20 protein-coding genes are annotated in these 16,609 nt (G+C 71.4%); 9 read left to right on the forward strand and 11 right to left on the reverse strand.

Annotation, left to right across the window (positions count from 1 at the left end; genetic code table 11):
• Positions 1–131: 131 nt before the first annotated feature.
• Genes CRP27_RS12470 through CRP27_RS12485 form a run of 4 tightly spaced genes read left to right on the forward strand, consistent with a single transcriptional unit; the run spans position 132 to position 4,451 of the window.
• Positions 132–383, forward strand: a complete 252-nt coding sequence (locus tag CRP27_RS12470; RefSeq protein ID WP_079238111.1) for a phosphoribosylformylglycinamidine synthase subunit PurS — start codon at positions 132–134, stop codon at positions 381–383.
• A 5-nt stretch (positions 384–388) separates the two neighbouring features.
• On the forward strand, positions 389–1,084 hold the full coding sequence (gene purQ, locus CRP27_RS12475; RefSeq protein WP_097181068.1) for a phosphoribosylformylglycinamidine synthase subunit PurQ: 696 nt from the start codon (positions 389–391) through the stop codon (positions 1,082–1,084).
• A 47-nt stretch (positions 1,085–1,131) separates the two neighbouring features.
• Positions 1,132–3,513 (forward strand): phosphoribosylformylglycinamidine synthase subunit PurL, encoded by a 2,382-nt coding sequence (gene purL, locus CRP27_RS12480; protein WP_255257571.1) that lies wholly within the window; start codon positions 1,132–1,134, stop codon positions 3,511–3,513.
• Between the two features lie 17 nt (positions 3,514–3,530).
• Complete coding sequence (locus CRP27_RS12485; RefSeq protein ID WP_097180945.1) at positions 3,531–4,451, forward strand: 2-hydroxyacid dehydrogenase; 921 nt, start codon at positions 3,531–3,533, stop codon at positions 4,449–4,451.
• Between the two features lie 13 nt (positions 4,452–4,464).
• On the opposite strand, the gene CRP27_RS12490 is transcribed toward CRP27_RS12485, so the two are convergent.
• The 3 genes from CRP27_RS12490 to CRP27_RS12500 form a co-directional block, all read right to left on the reverse strand.
• Positions 4,465–4,875 carry a GNAT family N-acetyltransferase gene (locus CRP27_RS12490; protein WP_097180946.1) on the reverse strand — a complete coding sequence of 137 codons (411 nt, stop codon included), beginning with the start codon at positions 4,873–4,875 and terminating at the stop codon, positions 4,465–4,467.
• 227 nt (positions 4,876–5,102) lie between these two features.
• Complete coding sequence (locus CRP27_RS12495) at positions 5,103–6,176, reverse strand: beta-propeller fold lactonase family protein (RefSeq protein WP_097180947.1); 1,074 nt, start codon at positions 6,174–6,176, stop codon at positions 5,103–5,105.
• Positions 6,173–6,496 (reverse strand): chorismate mutase, encoded by a 324-nt coding sequence (locus CRP27_RS12500; protein ID WP_079238106.1) that lies wholly within the window; start codon positions 6,494–6,496, stop codon positions 6,173–6,175. The genes CRP27_RS12495 and CRP27_RS12500 overlap by 4 nt, the downstream gene beginning before the upstream one ends.
• A 133-nt stretch (positions 6,497–6,629) precedes the next feature.
• Between CRP27_RS12500 and CRP27_RS12505 the strand changes: the two genes are divergently transcribed.
• On the forward strand, positions 6,630–7,034 hold the full coding sequence (locus CRP27_RS12505; RefSeq protein WP_097181069.1) for a DUF1304 domain-containing protein: 405 nt from the start codon (positions 6,630–6,632) through the stop codon (positions 7,032–7,034).
• 87 nt (positions 7,035–7,121) lie between these two features.
• On the opposite strand, the gene CRP27_RS12510 is transcribed toward CRP27_RS12505, so the two are convergent.
• On the reverse strand, positions 7,122–8,126 hold the full coding sequence (locus tag CRP27_RS12510; RefSeq protein ID WP_255257572.1) for an iron-siderophore ABC transporter substrate-binding protein: 1,005 nt from the start codon (positions 8,124–8,126) through the stop codon (positions 7,122–7,124).
• A gap of 58 nt (positions 8,127–8,184) precedes the next feature.
• Between CRP27_RS12510 and CRP27_RS12515 the strand changes: the two genes are divergently transcribed.
• Positions 8,185–9,051 (forward strand): shikimate dehydrogenase, encoded by an 867-nt coding sequence (locus CRP27_RS12515; RefSeq protein WP_097180948.1) that lies wholly within the window; start codon positions 8,185–8,187, stop codon positions 9,049–9,051.
• On the opposite strand, the gene CRP27_RS12520 is transcribed toward CRP27_RS12515, so the two are convergent.
• Entirely contained in the window at positions 9,044–9,430 is a 387-nt protein-coding gene (locus tag CRP27_RS12520) for a YchJ family protein (protein ID WP_097180949.1), read from the reverse strand. The two genes, CRP27_RS12515 and CRP27_RS12520, sit on opposite strands and share 8 nt — an antisense overlap.
• A gap of 9 nt (positions 9,431–9,439) precedes the next feature.
• Entirely contained in the window at positions 9,440–9,865 is a 426-nt protein-coding gene (locus CRP27_RS12525; protein ID WP_097181071.1) for an organic hydroperoxide resistance protein, read from the reverse strand.
• A 136-nt stretch (positions 9,866–10,001) separates the two neighbouring features.
• Here CRP27_RS12525 and CRP27_RS12530 point away from each other — a divergent pair, with 136 nt between their 5' ends.
• Together CRP27_RS12530 and CRP27_RS12535 are read left to right on the forward strand one after the other, a co-directional pair.
• Positions 10,002–10,688, forward strand: coding sequence for a hypothetical protein (locus CRP27_RS12530; protein ID WP_097180950.1), 687 nt, complete (start codon positions 10,002–10,004; stop codon positions 10,686–10,688).
• Positions 10,689–10,721: 33 nt separating this feature from the next.
• Positions 10,722–11,462, forward strand: coding sequence for an SOS response-associated peptidase (locus tag CRP27_RS12535; RefSeq protein WP_097180951.1), 741 nt, complete (start codon positions 10,722–10,724; stop codon positions 11,460–11,462).
• 9 nt (positions 11,463–11,471) lie between these two features.
• On the opposite strand, the gene CRP27_RS12540 is transcribed toward CRP27_RS12535, so the two are convergent.
• From CRP27_RS12540 to CRP27_RS12550, 3 genes are all read right to left on the reverse strand, one after another.
• Entirely contained in the window at positions 11,472–11,810 is a 339-nt protein-coding gene (locus tag CRP27_RS12540; RefSeq protein WP_097180952.1) for a hypothetical protein, read from the reverse strand.
• A 50-nt stretch (positions 11,811–11,860) separates the two neighbouring features.
• A complete protein-coding gene (locus CRP27_RS12545) occupies positions 11,861–12,190 on the reverse strand; it encodes a hypothetical protein (RefSeq protein WP_097180953.1) in 330 nt (109 codons plus the stop codon).
• 227 nt (positions 12,191–12,417) lie between these two features.
• Positions 12,418–13,197 (reverse strand): helix-turn-helix transcriptional regulator, encoded by a 780-nt coding sequence (locus CRP27_RS12550; protein ID WP_097181072.1) that lies wholly within the window; start codon positions 13,195–13,197, stop codon positions 12,418–12,420.
• A gap of 54 nt (positions 13,198–13,251) precedes the next feature.
• Here CRP27_RS12550 and CRP27_RS12555 point away from each other — a divergent pair, with 54 nt between their 5' ends.
• On the forward strand, positions 13,252–14,499 hold the full coding sequence (locus tag CRP27_RS12555) for an MFS transporter (protein ID WP_097180954.1): 1,248 nt from the start codon (positions 13,252–13,254) through the stop codon (positions 14,497–14,499).
• 127 nt (positions 14,500–14,626) lie between these two features.
• Here CRP27_RS12555 and CRP27_RS12560 read toward each other — a convergent pair whose 3' ends face one another.
• Together CRP27_RS12560 and CRP27_RS12565 are read right to left on the reverse strand one after the other, a co-directional pair.
• Positions 14,627–15,184, reverse strand: coding sequence for a low molecular weight phosphatase family protein (locus CRP27_RS12560; protein WP_097180955.1), 558 nt, complete (start codon positions 15,182–15,184; stop codon positions 14,627–14,629).
• A gap of 2 nt (positions 15,185–15,186) precedes the next feature.
• Positions 15,187–16,482, reverse strand: coding sequence for an adenylosuccinate synthase (locus tag CRP27_RS12565; protein WP_097180956.1), 1,296 nt, complete (start codon positions 16,480–16,482; stop codon positions 15,187–15,189).
• Positions 16,483–16,609 lie beyond the last annotated feature (127 nt).

Genomic DNA, 16,609 nt, shown 5'->3' on the forward strand with positions numbered 1-16,609 from the left:
CGGTGTTCCGTGTGGACTATTCGACTTGGAATATACGCCTTGGATGCGTTCTCCACAAGCGGTCCGGCGCGCCGCGCGCGCCGCTTAGACTGGTCGGGTCCCACCCACCCCCGAAGCGCTGGAGTGAACACGTGCCAACGATCGTCGTCGAGGTCATGCCCAAGGCCGAGATCCTCGACCCGCAGGGAAAGGCCGTGGGCAACGCCCTGGCCCGTCTCGGCAAGGCCGACCTGACCAACGTCCGCATCGGCAAGCGCTTCGAGGTGGCCGTCGACGGCCCGGTCGACGACGCCAAGCTCGACGAGGTCCGCGCGATCGCCGCGGACGTCTTCTCCAACGCCGTCATCGAGGACGTCGTGTCCGTGACGGTCGAAGGCCAGTGACCTCGATGCGGATCGGCGTCATCACGTTCCCGGGCTCGCTCGACGACCGCGACGCCCAGCGCGCCGTCCGTCTCGCCGGCGCCGAGCCCGTCGCGCTCTGGCACGGCGACCACGACCTCCAGGGCGTCGATGCCATCGTCCTGCCCGGCGGGTTCTCCTACGGCGACTACCTGCGTGCCGGTGCGATCGCCGCGAAGGCGCCGATCATGGCCGAGGTCGTCGACGCCGCCGGCAAGGGCATGCCCGTGCTCGGCATCTGCAACGGTTTCCAGATGCTGGCCGAGGCCCGTCTGGTCCCCGGCGCGCACACCCGCAACGCGCACCAGCAGTTCATCCGCCGCGACCAGAAGCTCCGCGTCGAGACCACCGGCACCGCGTGGACCTCGGGCTTCACCGCCCAGCAGGAGATCACCATCCCGCTGAAGAACGCCGACGGCCGCTTCGTGGCGGACCCCGACGAGATCAAGCGCATCGAGGACAACGGTCAGGTCGTGTTCCGCTACGTCGGCGTGAACCCGAACGGGTCGATCGACGACATCGCCGGCGTCTCGAACGAGCGCGGCAACGTCGTCGGTCTCATGCCGCACCCCGAGCACGCGACGGAGCCCGGCTTCGGCCCGGACACCCCCGCGGCGATGGCCTCCGGCACGGACGGCCTCACCTTCTTCACCTCCGTGATCGAGTCGACGCTGGTCAAGTGACCGCGACTCCAGTGCCCGCAACTCCAGTGACAGGGAACGACAACACCGTGACGACTTTCGTTCGCCCGAAGCCCGACACCGTGCAGGACGCCGCTGCGACCCCCGACAAGGAGCAGCCGTACGAGGCGCTCGGGTTGAAGGCGGACGAGTACGCGAAGATCCGCGAGATCCTCGGCCGCCGCCCCACGTCCGGCGAGCTGGCGATGTACTCCGTGATGTGGTCCGAGCACTGCTCGTACAAGTCGTCGAAGAACTACCTCCGGCAGTTCGGCAAGAAGGTCACGCCGGAGATGACGAAGAACCTCATGGTCGGCATGGGCGAGAACGCCGGTGTCGTCGACGTCGGCAACGGCTGGGCGGTGACCTTCAAGGTCGAGTCGCACAACCACCCCTCCTACGTCGAGCCGTACCAGGGCGCCGCGACGGGTGTCGGCGGCATCGTCCGCGACATCATCTCGATGGGCGCACGTCCGGTCGCCGTGATGGACCAGCTCCGCTTCGGCGCGATCGACCACGAGGACACCCAGCGCGTCGTGCACGGCGTCGTCGGTGGCATCTCGTTCTACGGCAACTGCCTCGGCCTGCCGAACATCGGCGGCGAGACCTACTTCGACTCCGTCTACCAGGGCAACCCGCTGGTCAACGCCCTCGCGGTCGGTGTCCTCCGGCACGAGGACCTGCACCTCGCGAACGCCTCGGGCGCCGGCAACAAGGTCGTGCTCTTCGGTGCGCGCACCGGCGGCGACGGGATCGGCGGCGCGTCGATCCTGGCATCGGACACCTTCACCGAGGGCGGCCCGACCAAGCGTCCGGCGGTCCAGGTCGGCGACCCGTTCGCCGAGAAGGTCCTCATCGAGTGCTGCCTCGAGCTCTTCCAGAAAGAACTCGTCGAGGGCATCCAGGACCTCGGTGCCGCCGGCATCTCCTGCGCCACCTCGGAGCTCGCGTCCAACGGCGACGGCGGCATGCACATCTCGCTCGACGACGTCCTGCTGCGCGACCCCACGCTCACCGCCGAGGAGATCCTCATGTCGGAGAGCCAGGAGCGCATGATGGCGGTCGTCCGTCCCGAGAAGCTCGACGCGTTCCTCGCCGTCGTCGGCAAGTGGGAGGTCGAGACCAGCGTGCTCGGCGAGGTCACCGGCACCGGCCGTCTCGTCATCGACTGGCAGGGCCAGGAGATTGTCAACGTCGACCCGCGCACCGTCGCCGTCGACGGCCCGGTCTACGACCGTCCGGTCGCCTACCCGACCTGGATCGACGCCCTGCAGGCCGACAGCGCCGCGTCGCTCGAGCGTCCGGCCGACGGTCCCGCGCTCAAGGCGCAGTTCCTCAGCCTGCTCGGCTCGCCGAACCTCGCGTCGAAGAACTGGGTGACGAACCAGTACGACACCTACGTGCTCGGCAACACCGCGCTCTCCTTCCCCGACGACGGCGGCATGATCCGCGTCGACGAGGAAACCGGGCTCGGCGTCACGATCGCGACCGACGCGAACGGCCGCTACTGCCAGCTCGACCCGAAGCAGGGCGCACGGCTGGCCCTCGCCGAGGCGTACCGCAACGTCGCCGTGACCGGTGCCGTGCCCGCGGCCGTGACCGACTGCCTGAACTTCGGCTCCCCCGAGAACCCCGAGGTCATGTGGCAGTTCTCCGAGGCCGTCGAGGGTCTCGCCGACGGCTGCATGGAGCTCGGGATCCCGGTGACCGGCGGCAACGTGTCGTTCTACAACCAGACCGGCACCACCCCGATCCACCCGACCCCGGTCGTCGGTGTCCTCGGTGTGATCGAGGACGTCGCGCTCCGCGTGCCCTCCGGCTGGCAGGACGACGGCCACAACATCTACCTGCTCGGCACCACGTCGCTCGAGCTGGACGGTTCGGCGTGGGCCGGCACCGTGCACGGCCACCTCGGTGGCCGCCCGCCGGCGGTCGACCTCGAGCGCGAGAAGGCCCTCGCGGACCTCCTGCACGCCGCGGCGGGCGAGCAGCTGCTGACCAGCGCCCACGACCTGGCGGACGGCGGCCTCGGCCAGTCCCTCGCCGAGTCGGTGCTCCGGTTCGGTCTCGGCGCCCGCGTGGTGCTGGACGAGCTCGAGGCCCGCGACGGAGTCGACACGGCAACCGCGCTCTTCTCGGAGTCGACCGGCCGCGTCATCGTGACCGTCCGGCGCGAGGACGACGTCCGCTTCCAGGGCCTCTGCGACGGCCGTGGTTTCCCCGTGCTCCGCATCGGTGTCACGGACGCCACGAGCGGGTCGCTCGAGGTCCAGGGTGCGTTCGAGGCGACGATCGACGAGCTGCGCGGCACGCACAACGCCACGCTGCCGAGCCGCTTCGGCGACGTCATCGTCGAGGACGTGACCGAGGGCTACGTCGGCCGCGGCCCGCTCGACTCCGACGGCGCGTTCTCGCCGCGGACCGACTCCTGACCGCGGTCGCCGACAGCATGCCGATCGTCACGCTGCCGTTCGCCGAGCTCGTCGACCGGTTCGGCCCCGTGCCGGACGGCATCGAGCTGGACGTGTGGGACGTCGAGGGGCCGTACGGACGCCCCGACGACGTCGCCATCGCGTTCCTGCCGTTCTACTTCGGTGGACGGCACCGGTGGCAGTACGTGCACGACCTGCCGAACCTGCAGCTCCTGCAGCTGCCGAGCGCCGGGTACGAGCACGCGGTCCCGCACGTCCCCGGCCACGCGCAGCTCGCGAACGGCCGCGGCATCCACGACGACGAGACCGCCGAACTCGCGGTGGGGCTCGCGCTGACGTCACTGCGCGAACTCGGGGCGTTCCAGGCCGACCGTGCGAACGGTGTGTGGGACGCCCGGACCACCCGTTCCCTGGCCGACCGCCGGGTGACGGTGGTCGGCTACGGCGCGATCGGGTCAGCGATCGCCACGCGCTTCGAGGCGTTCCGCACCGAGGTCTCCGTGGTGGCGCGCACCGCCCGCGAGCAGGACGGCCGGCAGGTGCACGCGTTCGGCGAGCTCCCATCGATCGTCCCCGAGACCGACGTGCTCGTCCTCATCGCGCCGCTGACCGACGAGACCGAGCGCCTGGTGGACGCCGACCTGCTCGCCGCGCTGCCCGACGGCGCCCTCGTGGTGAACGTCGCGCGGGGCAAGGTCGTCGACACCGACGCCCTCGTGGCCGAGCTGCAGTCCGGACGCCTGTCGGCGGCGCTCGACGTCACCGATCCCGAGCCACTCCCGGCGGGGCACCCGCTCTGGACGACGCCGAACACCGTCCTCACGCCGCACGTCGGCGGGAACACCGACCTGAGCATCCCGAGGTCGATCGAGCTCATGCGTCGGCAGGTGGCTGCGCTGGCCGAGGGCCGCCCGTTCGAGAACGTCATCGACGCCTGACGTCCGTCCCTGCTCAGGTGCGTCGGGCCATCCCGAGGCTCGGCGCCACGTCCTCGAACCCGAGCGACCGGTAGAGCCGCTGTCCGGGCGGGTCGCCGACGAGGGTGACGTACGCCCCTTCGGGCGCTCGGGAACGGACGTCCTCGACGAGCCACTCGACGATCCGCCGTCCGATTCCCCGACGCTGGTGGGACGGATCGGTGGCGATGTCAGCGATGTGGAAGTACCACCCGCCGTCACCGATCGTCCGCCCCATCGCGACCGGTGTGCCGTGCTCGTCCACGACGTGGCACGCCGACCAGCTCCCCGCGATGGCTCCGGCGCCCTGCTCGGGGTTCTTCGGCGTCAGGCCGGAGTCCCGGCGCAGCCGGAGGTAGTCGGCGAGCGGAGGCGGACCGGAGATGAGGGTGTAGGACGCGTCCATCTCCCCAGTCTGGCCGGTCCCGGTGACACGCACCGTGCCTCCAGGCCGGATCGCGGCGCCTCGCGGCGACGTGACACCGCGTCGATCCTGCGACACCGCCGCGCGAGCCAGACACCGCGTGATCCGGCGGCGTCTCGCGCGCCCGGCGGCGCCTCGCGCGCCCCGCGGCGTCTCGCGCGCCCGGCGGCGTCTCGCGCGGCCCGCGGCGCCTCGCGCGCCCCGCGGCGTCAGACCGGGACGATGCAGGTCGGCGTGCCGACCGGGATGTGCGCGACGGTGTCGCCGGGGACCCCGTCGTCGCCGAGCGGCAGGACGGCGATCGCGTCGGACATCTGGTTCGCGACGAGCACGTGGCCGGGCACCCGCGCGAAGTGGCGCGGCCAGACCCCGCCCGACGACGCCGACCCGACGAGCGACAGCTCCCCGCGCGAGGCGTCGAGCACCACGATCAGGTCCCGCCCACGGACGGCGACGTACACGCGTCCGGCGTCGTCGACCTCGACGTGGCTGAGCAGGGACTCCCCCACCGCCCCCTCGAAGGTCGCCGTCGACGCGATGGTGACGAAGGAGCCGGAGTCGTCGCGGCGCAGGCGGTGCACGTGCCCGTCCAGCTCACCGGCGACGATCAGGTCCCCGTCGTACCAGGCCATGTGTCGCGGGCCGACTCCCGGTGCCACGTGGTGCACGCGGACGAGCGAGATCGCGGGTTCGGCCGTGATCCGGAACTCGTGCAGCGCGTCGCCCCCGAGGTCCGCGACGAGCACGGTGCCGTCCGGGGTGGCGACGGACTGGTGGGCGTGTGGTCCCTCCTGGCGGTCCTCGACGGGTCCGGTCGTGTCGGGCAGGACCTCGGTCACCACGGCTGCGGCGGGCACGCCGACCTCGTCGCTGCCGTGTGTCCCGACGACGCCGTCGCTCGCGAGCAGCGATGCCGCGTGGGACTCGGCGGCCTGGAGCGAGATCGCCGTCACGGTGCCGGAGACGTAGTTGGTGACGACGAGCGAACCGGACGGGTCGACCCGCACGTGGCACGGGGCGTCACCACCGGCCGGCGCGTCCCAGAGGTGCTCGAGCGCAGCGCCGTCGCGACGGAACGCCGAGACGCCGCCGTCCGCGGTCTCCGACACGGCGTAGACCCGGTCACCGGACACCGCGAGGAAGGACGGGTCGTCGATGACCGCGACGGTGCGGACGTCCGCGTCGCCGACGGGACCCGCTGCGACGATCGAGATCCCTGTGGCGTTGCCGCCGCCCGTCGCCGTGTACGAGCCGACGAGCAGTGTCGGGAGCGTCTCGCTCACTCGTCGCCGCCGGCGATCTGCTCGTGGTGGTGGATGACCTCGGCGACGATGAAGTTCAGGAACTTCTCGGCGAAGGCGGGGTCGAGGTGCGACTCGGCGGCGAGCGACCGGAGCCGTGCGACCTGGATCTGCTCGCGGCCGGGGTCGGCGGCCGGCATGCCCGCTGCGGCCTTCAGGTACCCGACCCGCTGCGTGTACTTGAAGCGCTCGGCGAGCATGTGGATCACGGCGGCGTCGATGTTGTCGATGCTCTGCCGGATGCTGCCCAGTTCGGCGACGGCCGCCTGGTCGTACGCGGGCGTGGTGTCGTCGTCGCTCATGCTGCGAGCCTAACGGCCGGGGCTGGCCGCCAGGTGTCGGTTACGCGCGCGTCCGCTGTCGCTCACGCGCGCATCCGCTGTCCCAACCTGAGCGGGACCTGAGCACGGCTTCGGAACTGCGAGAATGGAGGTCATGTCGGTCCTGCTCGTGATCTCGAGCGTGTTTGCGGTCCTCGCTGGCCTCGTGCACGTGTACATCTTCTTCCTCGAGTCCGTCGCCTGGACGAGTCCCCGGGTACGGAAGATCTTCGGCCTGTCGTCGGAGACCGAGGTGCAGGCGACCCGCGCGATGGCGTTCAACCAGGGGTTCTACAACCTGTTCCTCGCGATCGGCGCGATCCTCGGTGTGGTGCTCGCCGTCGCGGGCAACGGTGCCACCGGGTGGACGCTCGTGGTGTTCTCGACCGCGTCGATGCTCGGTGCCGCGGTGGTCCTGCTCGGAACGGGTCGGCGCTACCTCAACTCGGCGTTCGTGCAGGGCTCGTTCCCGCTGATCGCCCTGCTCTTCGCGTTCCTCGGGTCGACGTTCGGTTCCTGACCGACGCGACCGTCACACACGCGAAAGCGACAGTGTGCCGCGGAACGACGGCGGCACACTGTCGCTGTGACGGGAGTTCCCGGGAGATCAGCCGAGCTTCGCCTGGAACTCGTCCGGCAGCTTCTCGAGCGCCCACTCGATCGCCGCGGTGGTCCCCATCGAGAACGCCGAGGACACGTCGGCGTCGTCGAACACGATGGAGTGCCCGGCCTCGACCGACGGCACCTTCTGGAAGAGCGGGTCCGCCTCGGCCTTCGACGCGTCGACGTAGATCGGCAGGATGAGCGTCAGGTCGGCGTTCAGCAGGTCGAGGTTCTCGTCCGACAGGTGCACCGAGAACGCCTTGCCGGCCTGCTCGTCGATGGCCTTCGGGATCGTGAACCCGAGGTTCCGCATGAACGTCGAGCGGCTGTCCGTGGAGGCGTAGGCACCGAAGCCCTCGGAGCTGTACGCCCCGACGACGGCGGTCTTGCCCTCGAACTCCGGGTGGGCCTTGCGGGCCGCGGCGTACGCGTCGTCGAGGCCGGAGAGCAGCTTCTTGCCCTCCGACTCCTTGCCGAGCGCCTTCGCGATCATCGTGGTCTGCTGCTGGGTCGACGCGAGGTAGTTCTCGCCGCCCTTCGGGATCGCCACGGTCGGAGCGATCGCGGACAGCTTGGCGTAGCGGTCCTTGTCGCCCGATGACTTCACGTCGAGGATCACGTCGGGCTTGAGCTTGAGGATGTCCTCGTAGCTCGGCTCCAGTGTCTGGATGATCTTCGGCGACTTCGTGTACGCACCCTTCAGCCACGGTCCGACACCGTCACCACCGAAGGCGAGCCAGTCGCTGGCACCGACGGGCTGCACGCCGAGCTCGAGTGCCGTCTCGGCGTCGCCCCAGCCGAGTGCGACGACACGCTTCGGCTGTTCCTTGATCGTCGTCGTGCCGAGCGCGGTCGTGATGGAGACGGGGAACTGACCCTCGGCCGATGACGAGGAGGAGTCGTCGGCGGGACCGGAGCCGGAGGCACATCCGGCGAGGACGAGGGAGGCTGCGACGACGGCGCCGGCAGCGGCCAGGACGCGTCGGAGACGGAGGGGAGTACGGATCACGAAGGGTAGCCTAACCTAACGGCCCCGCACGGGATGCCTCTGGATAGGCTGGATCACCGTGGCCGTCACCGATCCCGCCCGCACCCGGCTCGCGGTGCTCGGCTCCCCCATCGCGCACTCGCTCTCCCCCACGCTGCACGCAGCGGCCTACGACGTCCTGGGGTTGCGGTGGTCGTACGGGAGGCACGAGGTCGCGTCCGGCGGACTCGACGCGTTCGTCGCGGGGCTGGGTCCCGAATGGCGTGGGCTGAGTCTCACGATGCCGCTCAAGCGGGACGTACTGCCGCTCCTCGACCGCACCACCCCGCTGGTCGACGCACTCGGGGTCGCCAACACGATCGCCTTCCGGACGTCCGGGGACACGGTGCTGCGGTACGGGGCGAACACCGACGTCGAGGGGCTGGTCCGCCCCGTCGAAGCCCTCGGCCACCTGCCCGGCGAGGCGACGATCCTCGGCGGCGGCGCGACCGCCGCGAGTGCCCTCACGGCAGCCGTCCGGCTCGGTGCGACGTTCGTCCGGCTGTTCCTCCGCGACACCGCGAAGGCCGGCGCGCTCGTCGACCTGGCCGTCCGGCTCGGCGTCTCGCTCGAGGTCCTGCCCCTCGCGGACCTCGCCGGCACGCACCACGGCTTCGTCGTCTCGACTCTGCCCGGCGGCGCCGCCGATGCGCTCGACGTCCTGCCGTCCGGGCCGGACGCCGTGCTGTTCGACGTCGCCTACGAGCCGTGGCCGACCGCGGTCGCCTCCCGTTGGGCCGATGCCGGGGGTCGCGTGCTGAACGGCCTCGACATGCTCGCCGAGCAGGCACTCGGGCAGATCCGGTTCTTCCTGACCGGCGACCAGGACGAGCTCCTGCCCGCCGAGGCAGACGTGCGGCGGGCGATGCGCGCCGCCGTGGGCCTGCCGCCAACCGTGCTCAGCTGACCGCGCCGTCGACGTAGTACCAGCGGCCGCCCTCACGGACGAACTCGCTGGTCTCCTCGAGGGTGCCGCGCTCGGTGTCGGAACGCCAACACGCGCGGAACGCGACCGTGCCCCGGGAGTCGAACGGGCCTCCAGACCGCGTCGACAGCACGTCCAACCGCGTCCAGCGCTGATCCGGGTCCAATTCGAGGTCCTTCGGCCGCGTCCGCGGGTGCCACGTCAGCAGGAGGTACTCGGGCAGGCCGAGCGAGAACGCGCTGAACCGCGAGCGCATCAGGCGCTCGGCGGTCGGTGCCGCGGCGCCGCCGTGCAGCGGCCCACAGCACTCCCCGTAGGGGTTGCCGCTCAGGCAGGGGCAGCGGGACTCGTCGGTGACCACGCCCGAACGCTAGTCGACGATCGAGATCGCGACCGTGATGTTCCCGCGGGTGGCGTTCGAGTACGGGCAGATCTCGTGGGCGCGCTCGGCGAGGCGCTGCCGCTGCTCCGGACGGGCCGACGGCGCGTACACGTCGAGCTCGACCGCGAGGCCGAACCCACCGTTCCCGGCTCCGCCGATGCCCACCTCGGCCGAGACCTCGGCGTCGGTGGTGTCGACCTCGAGCTCCTTGCCTGCGGCGTGCAGCGCACCGAGGAAGCACGCGGCGTACCCGGCGGCGAAGAGCTGCTCCGGGTTGGTGCCCTCGCCGCTGCCACCCATCTCCTTCGGCGGGCGGGTGTCGAGGTCGAGGCGGTCGTCCTCGCTCCGCACGTGGCCGTCGCGGCCTCCGCCGGTGGCGTGGGCGGCTGCGGTGTAGACGATGTCGAGACTCATGGTCCGAGCGCATCGTGCGTTCCTGAGCGAGTGCTGGAGCGCGGCGTCCTGGTGCGGGGTGCCGGCGCGTGCGGGGCCCGCTCCCGGGCGTGTCCCGGCGCGGACGAACGCCGTCCGTCGGGCGTAGAAGGGCAGGGTGTACGACATCGGCTGGCGCGTCTTCCTCGACCGGTTCCCCGCGCTCATCAGCCGCGAGCGTCGGCGCCGGCTCGTGGTCGTCGGGGTGGTCGTCGCGCTGGTGGTGGTCGTCGGCATGCTCGCCGTCGGCCTCCTCACCGGCGACTTCGGCGCGAGCAGCCCGTCCGGTCTCCTGTGGGTCGTCGGAACGATCCTGCTCGGAACCGGGGTGGGGTTCGTCGCCTCGGTGTTCGTCCCGGTCGGGCCGTCCGGGTGGGCGGTCCTCCCGTTGCCCGGCATCGGCTGGCGGACGCAGGAGGCGATCGCCCGCTACTACCGTCGCAGCCCACCACCCGTCGCCCCGGAGCATCGTGACGCGGTCCTCGACGGGATGCCGGAGCGTCGCGACGTACTGGTCCGGGCGACGTTCCGCGGGCTCCTGCTGCTCGTGGGCTGGGCGCTCGCGTTGCTCGGGGTCATCGCGATCGACGTCGGCGCGATCGGCAGCCTCCACACCGGGCTCTTCCTCATCCCGTTCTGGCCACTCGTGTCCGCGGGGACGGCCATCGCGGGTATCCGGACGCTCGGACGTCAGGAACAGTTGCGCGTCGAGGCGGGCGCACTGCCTCCGGTTCCGCCACCTCGGCCGCCCAGGGGACGTCCGGGGACGCCGAGCGGCAGCAAGCTGTCCTTGCCCGGCGAGTGAGCGCCTGTCGGTGGTCGCGAGCACACTGGGCGCATGTGTGGAAGGTTCGTCGTCTCCGACACCACGGCCGATCTGCTGCCGGAACTGATCGGTGAACTCGCCGATCGGACCGAGCACGTGGACGAGGACACCGGCGTGGTCGGCACCGGCCTCGTCCCGAGCTGGAACATCGCGCCGACCGACCCCGTGTTCGCCGTCCGCCAGCGACACGGCGAACGGGAACTCCCCCGGATCAGCTGGGGCTTCGTGCCGAGCTGGGCGAAGGACTTCCAGAAGCAGCGCCCGAAGCCGATCAACGCGCGCATCGAGACGGTCGCGACGAGCGGCATGTTCAAGCGGGCGTTCGCGACGAACCGGTGCATCGTGCCGGCGCAGGGCTACTACGAGTGGGTCGTGCGCGAGGACGGCAAGGAACCCCACTTCGTCCACGAGCCGGGCGGGGCGCTCGCGATGGCAGGCGTGGTCAGTGCCTGGCCGGACCCGACGAAGCCCGAGGGCAACCCGGACAAGTGGCGCCTGTCGCTCGCGATCATCACGCGCGACGCCCACGTGGCCCCGGGCGAGGTCCACGACCGGATGCCGGCGTTCCTCACGCCCGACGGCTACGACGACTGGCTGAACGCCGATCGCGGCGGTCTCGGCACGGACGATCTCCTCGCCCTGCTCGACCACGAGTCACTGACGGTCGCGGCCGGCCTCGAGCAGTACGAGGTCGCGCGCACCGTGAACAGCGTCAAGAACGACGGCCCGCAGCTGATCGAGCGGGTCGCCTAGGCGCAGCCGTCAGCGACGCACGTCCGGCAGGAGCACGTGGAGTCGCTCGGCGAGGCGCTGCTGCGCCTCCTCGAGGGAGCGGAAGTCGCCGACGTACTGTCCGTAGGTGTCGGACACGAAGTAGTGGGCGCCCTGCCGGTCGACCGTGCCGCCGTAGTAGCCGCCGTAGTTTGCGGCCCAGAGGCCGGTGTCCGGGCGGGACCACGTGATGCGCGCGTACGTCGGGTGTTGCTCGGGAGCGACCGCCTCGGCCTCGATCTCGGTGATCGCTGCGATCGTGGCGGTGTCGACCGTGACCTCGTCCGCGATCGCCTCGGTCTGCTGGTGGTGGGCGACCGTCGTGCTCATGCTCGTGCTCCTCGTACTGCTGGTGCTGGTGGTGCTGCTGGCGGAACCGGTCAGTCGACGGGACGGATCACGGAGGGCAGCATGACGTGCAGCTGGTCCGCGAGCTGTGCCTGCGCCTGCTCGAGCGAGTCGAAGTCGCCCACGACGAGGCCGAACGTGTCCGAGGCGACGTAACGGCCGTCGCGCTTGTCGATCGAGCCGCCGAAGTACCCGCCGTAGTTGGCGATCCACTCGCCGTCTTCCTCCTGCGTCCAGCTGAGCTTGGCGCGCGACGGACGGGAGTGCGGCTCGGCCTGGGCTTCGAGGATCGCGATGGTGTCGACGGTGTCGGTGTCGAGCGTGACCTCGGCTCGGGTGTCGGTGCTGACGGTGGTGCTCATGTCGCTCTCCTTCGCGATCCGGGGTACAACTGCTGACACCAGAACGCTACGAGACCGGCCCCTCCCACCGCCAGCGATGCCCGCGCATTCACGGGTTCCGTCAATCCGCCGCATCAGCGATCCCCGGCTTTCCGGGGTCGTGTGACGCACTTCCGGGGTACAGAGGACAGATCGGGGTACTCGTTCTCCGGCCAGTCCGGTGGACGCGCGTCCGCCGGTTCGCGGACTCAGTCGCGCGGCACTGCGGTCGCGGCGCGCCGGTAGGCGCCCGGCGTCATCCCGACGAGCGGGGAGAACTGGTCGATGAACTGACTCGTCGTCGCCCACCCGCACGCCGCCGCCACCTCGGTCACCGACCGCCCGCCGGCGAGGAGCACCAGGGCGCGGTGCACCCGCAGCTGCAACCGCCACTGCCGGTACCCCATCCCGGTCTCCTGCCGGAACAGCCGCGTCAGGGTCCGCTCGCCGACCCCGGCCCACGCCGCGAGCCCCGCCAGCGACACCGGCTCCGTCAGGTCCCGCTCGACCCGACGCACCACGCGTCGCAGCCGGTCGTCGCGGGGTTCCGGCAGGTGCAGAGGCTGCTCCGGGGCGGACGCGACCTCGTCCACGATGACCGCACGGAGGTGGGACCGGGCCACGTCGGAACGCGGCGCCGGCGTCGTGATGGCGAGCAGCGCCTCCCGGGCGAGCGACGAGACGGCCAGGACCGCCGGACCCGACGGGAGGCCCGTGGCGGCTTCCGCGGACAGGTAGACGACGCGCATGTCGGTCACCCCGTGTGCCCGGTGCCGGTGCTCGGCACCGGCCGGCACCCACGCGACCCGGTTCGGCGGGGCGATCCACGCGCCGTCGTCGGTGATGAGCGAGAGCACGCCCGTCGCGGCGTGCACGAGGTGTCCGAGCGGGTGCACGTGCGGCGGGACGGTCTCGGCGTGTGCGAACCGGAACGCCGCCTCGGTGCGGCCGTCCTCCGACAACTTGTCCGGTTGGCTGGAATTCGACATCACCGGGCAGCGTACGTGTTCCGCGCCGACGCCGCTCGATGGTGTGATCGGTGCATGACCACCGCCTCCGTCCCCGTCCCGACCGCTGCCCCTCGGCGCGGGCTCCTCGCCGCCTGGTACGTCGGCGCGGGGCTGCTGCTCGTCGCACTGAACCTGCGGATGGGCGTCGCCTCGGTCGGTCCCGTGCTCGGCGCGATCGAGCGGTCGCTGCACCTCAGCCCGTCGGCGGCGAGCCTGCTCACCACGATCCCGGTGTTCGCCTTCGGGGCGTTCGCGTTCCTGACACCCGTGCTCACCCGGCGGATCGGCCTGCACCGACTCCTGGGACTCACGATGGCGGTGCTCGCGCTCGGGATCGCCCTGCGCCTCGAACCGCACGGCTGGGCGCTCTACGGCGGCACCGTGCTGGCTGGTGCCGCCATCGCCGTGGCGAACGTGCTCATGCCGGCGGCGATCAAGAGCGACTTCGCGCACCGGGTCGGCCTGATGATGGGGCTCTACTCGACGGCGCTCTTCCTCAGCGCAGCGATCGCGTCTGCTGCGGTCGTCCCGCTGATGGGCAGGTTCGGGTCGTGGCGTCCGGCGCTGGCGTTCTGGGCCGTGCCGGCCGTCGTGGCGTTCCTGGTCTGGTTGCCGCGCGCCCTCCGGAACCCGGGGCACGCACGGGGCGCACGCACGGTCACGGACGCCCCGGTGACGGCCGTCGACGAGCCGACCTTCGCACGGCTGTTCCGCGACCCGGTGGCGATCGCCGTGACGGGCTTCATGGGGTTGCAGAGCCTGTCGTACTACGCGTTCCTCACCTGGGTGCCGACGGTGCTGCAGGACGCCGGGGTCTCCGCGCACGAGGCCGGCCTGATGCTGGCGTACTCGAGCCTGCCCGGGATCGTGACCGGCGTGACCGGTCCGGCGATCGCTCGACGACTCCGGCCGACGTGGCTGCCGGTCGTCGTCGTCGTGGTGCTCTGCGCGGCCGGGTTCGTCGGACTGCTCGTCGCTCCGGGTGCCGGGGCCTGGGTGTGGATGACCCTGCTCGGGCTCGGGCAGGGCGGTGCGATCAGTCTGTCGCTGAGCTACATCGTCTGGCGCTCCCCGGACGCCCGGCACACCGCGCACGTGTCGACGATGGCGCAGGGAACGGGGTACCTGCTCGCGGGGCTCGGGCCGCTCGGGCTCGGGCTGCTGCACACGGCGACCGGCGGCTGGACGGTGCCGATCGTGGTGCTGCTGGCGCTCCTGGTGGTCCAGCTCGTCGCCGGGGTGGCCGCGAGCCGCGACCGGCACGTGCTCGCGGCGCGGTGACCGCCACGGCCGCAGTGTGCGAGGTTCCGGGCGCGGTGGGAGCCCGCGAGCCCCACACACTCGTCGGAACCTCGCACACTGCGCACACGCACACGCGCACGCACACGCGCACGCACGGGCGCGCGCCTCAGCGCACCGCGCGCAACGCGTCCGCGATGACGTCGAGCGCGGCGGCGATCTCGTCCGCCACGCGCTCGTGCGTCGCCGCCGACCGCCGGTAGGGGTCGTCGACGTCGTCCTCGGCGGGGTCGACCGGCTGCGGCACGGTCCCCCGGAGCCGGGCGACGCGCTCCACGAGCTGCTCGGCGGTGTCCACGCCGTCCAGGTCGGATGGCTCGAGGGCGTCGAGCACCCGGGCGAACTGCTTGATCGTGAACGCCCGCTTCGCAGCCCGCGGCGCGAGGGACACCACGGCCGCACGGTGCGAGCGCTCGGCGGTGAGCACGAGGTCCGCCGCCCCCGCGATCGCCGGTGTCAGGTACCGGGACCGGTGCGCCGACGGGTCCCCGCCGAGCCGCACCGACTGCTCGGCCGCCTGGTCGTCCATCGGGGCACCGTCCTGCGCGATGGTGCCCGCCGACCCGACCGTGAACGCCGGAGCGTCACGGCCGAGCCGGGCGGTCAGGACCTGCGCGCCGAGTGGTGAGCGGCAGATGTTGCCGCTGCAGACGAACAGGACCCGCATCGTCAGGCCGAGGCGCCGAGCAGGTCGTGCCGGACGACGATGGCGTCACGGCCGGGGCCGACGCCGATCGCGGAGATCCGGGCGCCGGACATCGCCTCGACCGCCAGCACGTAGGCCTGGGCGTTGGCGGGCAGGTCCTCGAACGAGCGGGCGCCGGTGATGTCCTCGGTCCAGCCCGGGAACTCCTCGTAGACGGGCTTCGCGTGGTGGAAGTCCGACTGGTTCACGGGGACCTCGTCCACGCGGACGCCGTCGACGTCGTAGGCCACGCAGACCGGGATCGTCTCGAGGCCGGTGAGGACGTCGAGCTTCGTCAGCACGAAGTCGGTGACGCCGTTGACGCGCGCCGTGTACCGGGCGATCGGGGCGTCGTACCAGCCGCAGCGACGGGGGCGTCCGGTGGTGGTGCCGAACTCGAAGCCGTTGGCGCGGAGGAACTCCCCCGACTCGTCGAACAGCTCGGTCGGGAACGGGCCGGCGCCGACGCGGGTCGTGTACGCCTTGACGATGCCGATGATGCGCTCGAGCTTGCCCGGACCGATGCCGGAGCCGGTCGCCGCACCACCAGCGGTCGCCGACGAGGACGTCACGAACGGGTAGGTGCCGTGGTCGACGTCGAGCATCGTGGCCTGGCCGGCCTCGAACAGGACGGTGTCGCCACGCTCGAGCGCCCGGTGGATCTCGAGACCGGTGTCGGCGACCATCGGCCGCAGACGGTCGGCGAAGGAGAGCAGCGACTCGACGACCTCGTCCGCGTCGATCGCCCGGCGGTTGAAGACCTTGACGAGCAGGTGGTTCTTCTGGTCGAGCGCGGCTTCGACCTTCTGGCGCAGGATGTTCTCGTCGAAGATGTCCTGGATGCGGATGCCGACGCGGTTGATCTTGTCGGCGTAGCTCGGGCCGATGCCGCGACCGGTGGTGCCGATCTGGCGCTTGCCGAGGAACCGCTCGGTCACCTTGTCGATGGTGCGGTGGTAGTGCGTGATGACGTGGGCGTTCGCCGAGACGAGCAGCCGGGAGACGTCGACGCCGCGGGCCTTGAGCGCGTCGAGCTCCTGGAAGAGGACCTCGAGGTCGACGACGACGCCGTTGCCGATGATCGGGGTGACGCCGGGCGTGAGGATGCCGGACGGCAGGAGGTGCAGGGCGTACTTCTCGCCGCCGACGACGACGGTGTGCCCGGCGTTGTTGCCGCCGTTGAACTTCACGACGTAGTCGATGCGGCTGCCGAGGAGGTCGGTGGCCTTCCCCTTGCCCTCGTCGCCCCACTGGGCGCCGATGATGACTGCTGCGGGCATCTGGTTCTCCTCACGTTGGCGGAGGACCTCACGCGACCGTCGGGTCGGTGGTCCACCCGAGTCTATCGGACGGTCACCTCCGCGCCACCTGGCGCGTGCCCGAGATGGTGACGAGGGAACGGACTGG

The sequence above is a fragment of the Curtobacterium sp. 314Chir4.1 genome, assembly GCF_900215175.1.
Classification (GTDB): Bacteria; Actinomycetota; Actinomycetes; order Actinomycetales; family Microbacteriaceae; genus Curtobacterium; species Curtobacterium pusillum_A.